The following is a 9,203-nucleotide window of genomic DNA, read 5'->3' as shown; positions in this document are numbered from 1 at the left end:
CTGGCGACTGAAATCCGCGTTGTTCCTAGACGCAAAAAGGTCATAGCAAAAGAACAGGGACTAAAAATATCCGAATTAAATACAGCAAAAGCCCAATTAGAGGTTGAACGACAAGACATAACTGCGCAGCTCACAGTAACCCTTGCTGAGATTGATGAATACCAAAGCCTTATGCGACGCTTCAATTCATTACAACCATTCATACAACCGAGTTACCAAGAAGCAACTAACAGGTCGGCAAAGCTAATGGCTCAATTGAATGTGTGGACAAACACTATATCTCTAATTAATCAAAATACTGGTGGTAAAAAAGAATGTTAAGGCGTTGGCAATCAGAGTGTATTGGAAACGCAACGGCCCACTACATTCAAGGAAACAAACATTTTTTAGCACAAGCCACACCAGGTGCAGGCAAAACACTTATGGCCGCCAATCTAGCTAAAGGCTTATTTGAACGATCTATGATCGATTTCGTTATCTGCTTTTCTCCATCAAAGACTGTGTCATCGAGTATACAAAGTAACTTCTCCGAAACACTACAAGATGAAATGGATGGAAAGTTTGGCTCTCTAGGTACATCTATCACTTACCAATCAATAACACACCTAGATGACAAGTTCTGGAATAGGCTTTTAAAATATCGTGTGCTTTGTGTTTTTGATGAAATACATCACTGTGGTGGTGATAATAATGAGAACAGCAATGTCTGGGGGCAACTGATTCTATGCAAAATTAAGAAAGTAGCCACTTATACACTCGCTTTAACTGGTACACCTTGGCGTTCAAATTTGACACCCGTTGTACTCTCGTCATACAGCGACCCTGAGGGGGCGATTGTATGTGATTATCAATACACACTAGCGCAGGCTGTCCAAGACGGCGTTTGCCGTAAACCAACGATTACGCTTATTGATTGTGATAAATCCACGATTAAGCTAGATAATCATATTGAATCATTTAACTCATTCAATGAGCTTATATCTGAGAGTAAAGTTAACTACTCTACTATTCTCAACAACAAACCTGCTTTGATTCATATTTTGGGAACAGCCGTTACTCGCTTGAAGAAAATTCGAAGTCAATCCCCATATGCCGGAGGCTTAATCGTAGCTACATCTGTCAATCACGCCATAGAAATAGCTTCACTACTCAAAAATACATTCAATCAAACAACCACGATAGTCACATACAAAAATGATGACTCCCAAGTCAGAATTAAACAATTTAGAACCGACTACACCGAGTGGATTGTGAGTGTTGGTATGGTCAGTGAGGGCACAGATATTCCGAGACTCCAAGTATGTTGCCATCTGAGCAACATAAAGACCGAACTCTACTTTCGCCAAATCCTTGGTCGTATACTCCGTATGACTTCATGCCCGAACCAAGAAGCATGGCTATATACTTTTGCCGCCCCAAAACTCATCGAATTTGCAGAAGAAGTTGAACGAGATATTCCAGATAGCTGTCGTTATTTGAGGAGGCCTCAGAAAAAACCAAACCAAGCACTAGAATACATAGATACAAATTCAAATCTCCCCCTTAGTGATAATGGAGACAATACCGATACTGTCTCCATCAATTTCTCTGGACGAATTGATCAGAGTGGTAGCACAGAATCGGAAAGCAACTCTGCCGAGATCGCGGACCTAACACTGACAAGCTTTAAACAACGAGTAATTGAAGCTTTCCAATATCTTTGATCCAGTTTGGTTAAATCTTATAAGTGACACGTCGAATTTTCAGCGAATCAACCCTCCACAATCTGACTTTTAGCCACTTCTTGTTTAGACCATTGTTATTTATCAGTTCGCCTAATCATTATTTGGCCTACTTTTCTTAATGTAGTATTGTGTATTACACTTACTACATCCATTTAGGTGGAGTTTAAGGTGAATAAAGAAACGAAAAAGAATTTTGACAGAGTATTTCAGGAAGCACTAGCGCTGTTTGGAAGTGAAGAAGCTACTCATTACTGGCTTAAACACCCAGTTAGAGGACTAAGTAACAAACGTCCAATTGACATGCTTTCAACAACTGAAGACACTCAAGCCGTAATTAGTTTAATCGGTCGTTTAGAGCACGGAGTGTTTTCGTGACCTTTTGTAGCAGGTTTTGCCCAGAAAATAAGGACAACGCTCCTTAAGTAGTGTTGTGAACACCATTACATTACTCAAACATGTTCCCACCATTAAGCTTACTTTTTGATCTTGAATTAGTGTTTTTCAGATAATCCTCCCATCCAATATCTTTTGGTGGAGGACGCAACATTTCCTCCGTCACCTTGACTCCGTTTTCAAAAGGGTTTTTCCATGTGTAGGGCTTGTTACTACATGTGAGCTCAGCAGCAAAAACTAGATCTTCATAAATAATCGTGGCCCGATGATTATCAATGGCATTAACCGATGCTTGATAGATGAGGTTTCTCAGCGAACGCATATTACCTTCAGAAAAAGCATATAGTTTTTTCTGAAGATTTTTCTCCGCTAACCCGGCCTCTTTGACAAAAGGTAATAATTTATCAAGATTTTCCAGAAATTTTTTGAATACACCTTCACCACCCTGATAGCTAAATGGGCGGAGTTCACACTGAATTGAGAATCGTCCATGCAGTTGTGAGTTTGCTTTCAATACAACCTTAGAATACGACATACCAAAAAGAACAATTGGGCACTTCGTTCTATTGAGTATCATTTTGAGCCAATTGCCTACTTGTGTAAGAATGCGATTTGACCTCTCTTCAACTAAGTGCTGAAATTCATCAATAATGATCAACTTAACACCAACCAAAGGTATCAAGTCAGTCAGTTTTTTCGTCAACCTCGCCAGATCAGTATCATAAAGCGCTAATGGGTCACCCATTTCAAGCAACAACTCTCTTGCTGCATCAACAGGCTTCGCATTGTCTGGTAATTCGATATGCAGAACAGGAACTATCTCTCCTCGCACTTTAGAATCCCGATTATTTTGACTTAAATATTTTTTGATAACCGTCGTCTTGCCTACTCCCGATGCACCAAAGACCATCATACAAGTTGGCTCGGATTCAAAATCTGACAAATCCCTACATCTATCCATATAGCCCAAAATTTTCGTAACACTCGGCGTTGATACAAATGCTCTTTTGGCTTTTGAGATGCGCGCTTCTCGAGTTTCATTCATCTAATGATTTCTCAAACATAACCAATATCCCAATCTTCATTATCTACAATTACAATTTCTTCTTCGTCTTTCTGGGGTGGGACTAGCTTAGTATTGCTGATGCTCTTTGCTCTTGCGCTATTTTCCTGATGCCTAGCTCCACGCCTACGGGATCTAATTTTCTTTGTTTCAAGAATTGAACGATCAGCAATTTCTTCAATTTTGATCTCTGCATCAATTTCCTTATCTTCGTCATATTCTGCTGAATTTAATTCTGCTAGATACTTAATATTGTATTTATGCTGCCACAGAGAGACTCTACTAGCATATTCATAATCTATAGCATTAACCGTAAAGTATTCGTTCACATCTTCATCTAACACCCAAATGACCGCCATACACTCTGGATTATATTTGAACTGCACTTTATGATTCCCTTTCTTACCCCTATACCCAGCTAAACGTTCACTGCTGTATGTCAGTCCTTTATAGACGGTTACACCTGCTTTGGTTAGTTGTTTGCTATCAACAATAGCGAATTTAAAGTCCAACTCATCTTTAGAACCAGAAAACTCTTCAGGCTCCCATTCTTGGCACCCACTTCGCCAAGCGATATTCGGACAATTAGTGCCTCTCTGGTTAGAGTCTTTATGATAAATATCTACTAACCAAATTAAGTAAATTTCTTGAATTTCATCTAGTGTAAGAGTAGCTTCACCCACTGAATCATAACCCTCTCTCTGAAGGTATTGACTAAAAGCTTTCCCTGGCAAATCGTCTAATAGAGAAGTATTGATCGTCCCGTATTTACGTTCGACATCAGGCTTATTGTCAGGCACTTCGACTCTGTTTTGATGAACATTGATCAACAGTGACTCACATGCTTTATCAAAGGCTTTAGACAAAAATTCTTTACCATTATCAGTTACGAGCAAATCAGGGATACCGTAACATAGCCATTCATTTTCAATTGATTCATATGAAGACAATAAGTCATCTTTGCGTTGTATTGCATTTTTTAGGGCTAACGATACCGATACGTAACTGGGTGGCTCAAAACCTAAATAAAAACCAATTACGGCTTTACTATAACAATCTACTAACTGTGTGAGCCAAGGTCTTCCTAAGGTAACTCGATGTACTGGGTGTACCGCAAATATATCAACCATTGTATGGTCTATTTCCACCCGCTCTAATACGGCCGAGGTTGTTATCTTCTTTCCCATCCGGCGGAATTCTCTTTTAGCAACTCGTTCGCCTTTCTTTGCTGCTAATACTTCGAAGGGAGTTTTCTTTTTAACCCGTATTCTTACAGACTCGTATTTAGGGTATGGATACTTTGTACCGTGCGTTAAGTTATATTGTCGAACTTTACGCTTAACTCGCCTGTGTGCCGAGCTGATATTGATCTTTCGACCAGAAATAACTCTTTCAACTGCTTGTTCTATTATCGAATCAACAATTGGTGAAACTTTAGCCCCCCTATTTCCTCTACTTTTAAAGTCAGGAGCTAAACTAACCGGGTTATAACCGGAGGCTCTGAAAACTAACCACCACCTGTATATTGATATCGCACTTGGAATATTTTTGTCGTGTAACTGTTGCAGTGCGACGCGATATGGTTCGATTGTCTTGGGAGTGATTTTTTCGCACTTACCAGCTAAAAAACGAAGAATGCTTAGACGAAAAGTAATCTGATTGGCTATATTTTCAGGAAATGCGGATATATCTTGATATGTTGCTTCATCGACATCGTTGGAATCAACGACTCTATCATTCTGCTCAAGTTTTTCTTGCTGAAGTGCTGACTTCCTATGAAAACTTGAAAATGATTTCTTAGGCATAACAACCCAATTCAAATTCAGACTCAAGTGATAGTGGGGTCTCTAAGCTCGTCTGGAGGAGGTTTCGAGAGAGTAAATCACACAGGAATGGTAATATTTTTCTTCCATTTAAGCCGAGGTGATGCCCTAAACTCTTTGCTGTTTGCGTACCATTCCGTTTCAAAGTAGTAAGGAGAATTTGATGGAAGTCGTTCAAGTTATCTCTTGAGGCATATCTATGCAAAAGCTTAAGGTTGTTAAATATGACCTCATCCAGTATTTCTTCCTCTACAACCAGCTCTAGATCTAACCCTATCTCAAACGCACCTTGAACTTTTGCTTCCCATTCACAATGAAACTCCTCTTTTGAACTTTCCTTGTCGGACTTTACCTCGTACAACTTATATTCACCAGTATCAAATTGAACTAGAAAGTCTGGAACATAAGTATGGGTCTTACCATTTAGGCTGTATGAAAATCTTATCGGTTGAGAACAAAAGCGAACGATACTAGGTTCGAAATCAAAATGATAACAAGCGGCACATTCTAAAAAAGATTCTACCGTGACTCTTTTTCCCATCTTAGCACTGACGTAACGGTGTATGTTTTTTCCACGTGATTTAGTTAAGTTTCTAGCAGGAGTGTCAAACGCAGTTTCAAGTTCAAGCAGGGTGGCTATAGAAAGGAAAGGTAGAGCAGACATAATATTGCCTCTTCACGATTTTGTCGTAAACTTACACAAGTTTAGACCATGAAGAGGCAATATCAAATTATGGCTGTACCAAAAATCAATATATGGTTGTAAATATCAATTTATGGATGTTTCAACACTATTCGAACTCGTTCAGATTACTCTTTACCGAATACGTTGTTCTCTTGCTCTTGTACACGGATGAAAGTCGTACGCTTAGTTAGCTCTTTAAGCTTTGCTGCGCCTACGTATGTACAAGTTGAACGTACACCACCAAGGATGTCAGAAATTGTGTTGTGAACTGAGCCACGGTATGGAAGTAAAACAGTTTTACCTTCCGCAGCACGGTACTTAGCAACACCACCTGAGTGCTTGTCCATAGCCGACTGTGAAGACATTCCATAGAACTTCATGAATTGCTTACCGTCTTGCTCTACAACTTCGCCGCCTGACTCAGAGTGACCAGCTAGCATGCCGCCTAGCATTACGAAGTCAGCACCGCCGCCGAACGCCTTAGATACGTCACCCGCACATGAACAGCCACCGTCACCGATGATCATGCCGCCAAGGCCGTGTGCTGCGTCGCCACACTCGATGATTGCAGAAAGTTGAGGGTAACCTACGCCTGTTTTAACACGTGTAGTACAAACAGAACCAGGGCCGATACCAACCTTAACGATGTCTGCGCCAGCTAGGATTAGCTCTTCAACCATGTCACCCGTTACAACGTTACCAGCAGAGATAACTTTGTTCGGGAATTCAGCACGTACTTTTTGTACGTACTCAACTAGGTGCTCTGAGTAGCCGTTAGCGATATCAATACAGATAAATACGAAGTCTTCGCTAAGCGCCATGATTTGCTTTGTTTTCTCAAACTCAGCTTCAGATGTACCCGTTGATACAAATACGTTGTTCAGTGTTTTCTTGTCTGCTGTTTTAGCGAACTCAGCCCACTGCTCTACTGTGTAGTGCTTGTGTACTGCAGTCATAACACCGTGCTCTGCTAGAGCAGCTGCCATTTCAAAGCTTGCTACCGAATCCATGTTAGCTGCAATTACTGGAGTACCAGACCATTGACGACCGCTATGCTTGAATGTAAAATCGCGGGTTAATTCAACTTGAGAACGGCTTTTAAGGGTAGAACGCTTCGGACGGAAGAGTACATCTTTGAAACCTAACTTAAGTTCTTGTTCGATACGCATGGTGTTTTCCTTGATTCATAAAATTATGTGTCTCTCGCGAAATGCGTAGTAAAACCGTTGGCAGACGGGTTTACTTTTCTTCGGACACAAAAAAACCGGAGCGTTGGCAGACGCTCCGGTTTTCAGCATTATAGGTCGTGATTTAGTAACAGCAAGTCTGATATTTCACTTTTTTTTATGCTATCCTCTCAAAGATTCCATATCCGCTAAAACTCCCCCAGCTACACTTTTCAACTAAATTCTTACTAATTAATGACTTAGCGAACCATCCACGCAAACTCTGTTGGTTTATTGCGCAATCGTTTTCCTTCAGATTTCACACAATATCGCCCTGATAATGCAAATATGTGAAGAAAGTGACTCGAAATCACATAAAAATCACACTTTTCTCCAACAAAAAAATGCCTTTTTTCTTAAATAAATTCGATTTTTTTCTAATTTTTATCTGTTTTCGACCAAATTGGGTAATCTAGTGACGTTTTTGTTTTGCTGTCACTTGGAAAAGTAGGATAAAAACCACTCAATCTAGAGACCAAGATCTACTTGGGTTTGATAATTCAACCTTCACACTCCATTAAATACCCCTTTCCAGCTTGCACTTTATAAAACCAATCTCTATTAACCCGTAGCATTACGGCTCCAAAAGCACATTTCGTTACCGCGCTTTCGTTCATTTAACCTAGAAGACTCTGCAAATCACTCAGAAAAAGAGGATTGCTTGGCGTGAAGAACTGGGGAAAAAATAAGATTTGAAGAATAAAAAGCAAAAAAATGGCTAAGGTGGTTAACCTTAGCCATTTTTATTCGCTGATTAGACTGATGCTAATACGCGTATAAGAAAGCGTTGTTTGGCGAATAGAGAGATCTAGTTCTTTTGAGAGACTAACGCTTCTGCAGTTGCATCTTGAATAGACAAGAACAATGAGGTGACTTGCCCTGTTGGCGAGCGCATCGGGTTTAGCGTCACGTTCTGATACATGAAATCAGCTTGTTGGGTCACTGGCCTAACGTTACGACACTTAAACAGATAAGGCCTTTGTTGCCATGTAATGAAGCTACGGCAGCCTAGATCGTAGACTGGCTTGGTTTTGAGCCTAAACCACTCTTCAGGGATCTCTGGGAACAGTTCAAAGATAGACTTACCGATCGCATCGTGCGATTGCTTACCGCTATGGTGCGTCATGAAGCCATTCCAAACTTGTACCTGAAAGTCACGGTTAATGACCACCAGCCCCATATCGACGTTTTGAACCATGTCCACCATCCAGTGGAACTGTTCAAATTCAGCAGGAAGATTCAGCATATTAAAACTCCTCCATTAGGTAGGCCAATTTGTTGTCTAGAAGCGGCAAAGACTCATCAACGAACATAAATAGAAGGTCACAACGGATGGACGTGCCGTCGATGTTGTAGCTGACTTCGAACGTCATGGTCTTTTTAAATGAGCCGCTGGTATTTTCGATGACCGAGTCGATCGAGATATGTTGCCCTAGTAGAACAGGCGAACTCTGGAAGAAACGAACTTCTGATTGCTCCCCTAACCCATTCAAGAATGAGCCGACTAAGATGTTCGATACATCCATCAGCAGCTCTAGTTCTTCTAGCTGCTCGCTTTCTGTTGGCACCTTCATGAGCTTCTTAAGGTCGCTCACACTGGAATCACTCAACAAAACTAGCGCTTCACCTGCAATGCCTTCTCCGCTGAAGCCTTGGCAAACACCTGATACTTGGTCGTTGTCGGCTAGATCGCGAAGTGCCATGTGCAATTCACTCACTTCGAAGATGTTGACGTTCGGTAGCGGTAGGTGAACAAACACATTAAAGTGACGAGCCAGTGCATCAGCTGCACGGCCTATCGCTACGTTCGCGACTTCCATATAGACATCACGTCTGCGAAGTATTGGCAGTTCTAAAGCGGTTGGGGTAATGATTTGAGGTTGTTTTGGCGGCTCGACATGCTCACGTAAAATGGCTTTTAGCGCTTCTTTATCGATCGGCTTTTGCAAAAACGCTTTGGCGCCGAGATCCAGCACCTTCTGTTGCGCTTTTGGTTGTATGTCACCAGAAACAACGACAACAGGCGTGGTATCACCTAAACGTTGCATCTCTTCCAATGTGCCATAGCCGTCTAATTCCGGCATGGTGAGGTCGAGGAACATTAATTTGAACTGGTTTTTAGCGAGCTCTTCAAGTGCATTAAGCCCATGAACAGCAAAAGTTATATCTGCATTTAGAGAACTAGGCAGTGACCGAGCCATCTGCTTCCTTGCTAACGCAGAATCATCACATATAAGAACTGGGAACGACATAAATGCACCACTGACAAATTATACCGAATCAACTTGA

The 9,203-nt window shown here is 41.1% G+C and carries 8 protein-coding genes and 1 pseudogene; 3 read left to right on the top strand and 6 right to left on the bottom strand.

Features of this window, described 5'->3' with window-relative positions; translation table 11 throughout:
* From AB4484_RS21530 to AB4484_RS21520, 3 genes and pseudogenes are all read left to right on the top strand, one after another.
* Window positions 1-321 (top strand): annotated as a pseudogene (locus AB4484_RS21530) (hypothetical protein); the annotation flags it as partial.
* Window positions 315-1,703 carry a DEAD/DEAH box helicase gene (locus AB4484_RS21525; RefSeq protein WP_372080325.1) on the top strand — a complete coding sequence of 463 codons (1,389 nt, stop codon included), beginning with the start codon at window positions 315-317 and terminating at the stop codon, window positions 1,701-1,703. The pseudogene AB4484_RS21530 and the gene AB4484_RS21525, both read left to right, overlap by 7 nt.
* 189 nt (window positions 1,704-1,892) lie before the next feature.
* Entirely contained in the window at window positions 1,893-2,099 is a 207-nt protein-coding gene (locus AB4484_RS21520; protein ID WP_371980025.1) for an antitoxin Xre/MbcA/ParS toxin-binding domain-containing protein, read from the top strand.
* 70 nt (window positions 2,100-2,169) lie between these two features.
* On the opposite strand, the gene AB4484_RS21515 is transcribed toward AB4484_RS21520, so the two are convergent.
* From AB4484_RS21515 to AB4484_RS21490, 6 genes are all read right to left on the bottom strand, one after another.
* The gene (locus tag AB4484_RS21515; RefSeq protein WP_371980026.1) at window positions 2,170-3,162 is read right to left on the bottom strand and encodes a TniB family NTP-binding protein; all 993 of its coding nucleotides are present in this window, start codon (window positions 3,160-3,162) and stop codon (window positions 2,170-2,172) included.
* Window positions 3,163-3,173: 11 nt separating this feature from the next.
* Window positions 3,174-4,985, bottom strand: coding sequence for a Mu transposase C-terminal domain-containing protein (locus AB4484_RS21510; RefSeq protein WP_372080322.1), 1,812 nt, complete (start codon window positions 4,983-4,985; stop codon window positions 3,174-3,176).
* Window positions 4,978-5,667, bottom strand: coding sequence for a TnsA endonuclease N-terminal domain-containing protein (locus AB4484_RS21505; protein WP_102337140.1), 690 nt, complete (start codon window positions 5,665-5,667; stop codon window positions 4,978-4,980). The genes AB4484_RS21510 and AB4484_RS21505 overlap by 8 nt, the downstream gene beginning before the upstream one ends.
* A gap of 146 nt (window positions 5,668-5,813) precedes the next feature.
* Window positions 5,814-6,857 (bottom strand): GMP reductase, encoded by a 1,044-nt coding sequence (locus tag AB4484_RS21500; protein WP_048606087.1) that lies wholly within the window; start codon window positions 6,855-6,857, stop codon window positions 5,814-5,816.
* Window positions 6,858-7,722: 865 nt separating this feature from the next.
* Window positions 7,723-8,160, bottom strand: a complete 438-nt coding sequence (locus AB4484_RS21495) for a PAS domain-containing protein (protein ID WP_048606084.1) — start codon at window positions 8,158-8,160, stop codon at window positions 7,723-7,725.
* 1 nt (window position 8,161) lies between these two features.
* Window positions 8,162-9,166, bottom strand: a complete 1,005-nt coding sequence (locus tag AB4484_RS21490) for a response regulator (protein ID WP_050620532.1) — start codon at window positions 9,164-9,166, stop codon at window positions 8,162-8,164.
* Window positions 9,167-9,203 lie beyond the last annotated feature (37 nt).

This window comes from Vibrio sp. 10N.261.46.A3 (assembly GCF_041472995.1).
GTDB lineage: Bacteria > Pseudomonadota > Gammaproteobacteria > Enterobacterales > Vibrionaceae > Vibrio > Vibrio coralliirubri.
Note: the sequence above shows the minus strand (reverse complement) of the source record. Positions and strands in the feature narration are given on the sequence as shown.

Bases quoted from the DNA above. Each gene is read 5' to 3' on its own strand.
- AB4484_RS21525 (WP_372080325.1), top strand. From the start codon at position 315: ATGTTAAGGCGTTGGCAATCAGAGTGTATTGGAAACGCAACGGCCCAC.
- AB4484_RS21515 (WP_371980026.1), bottom strand. From the start codon at position 3,162: ATGAATGAAACTCGAGAAGCGCGCATCTCAAAAGCCAAAAGAGCATTT.
- AB4484_RS21510 (WP_372080322.1), bottom strand. From the start codon at position 4,985: ATGCCTAAGAAATCATTTTCAAGTTTTCATAGGAAGTCAGCACTTCAG.
- AB4484_RS21505 (WP_102337140.1), bottom strand. From the start codon at position 5,667: ATGTCTGCTCTACCTTTCCTTTCTATAGCCACCCTGCTTGAACTTGAA.
- AB4484_RS21500 (WP_048606087.1), bottom strand. From the start codon at position 6,857: ATGCGTATCGAACAAGAACTTAAGTTAGGTTTCAAAGATGTACTCTTC.
- AB4484_RS21495 (WP_048606084.1), bottom strand. From the start codon at position 8,160: ATGCTGAATCTTCCTGCTGAATTTGAACAGTTCCACTGGATGGTGGAC.
- AB4484_RS21490 (WP_050620532.1), bottom strand. From the start codon at position 9,166: ATGTCGTTCCCAGTTCTTATATGTGATGATTCTGCGTTAGCAAGGAAG.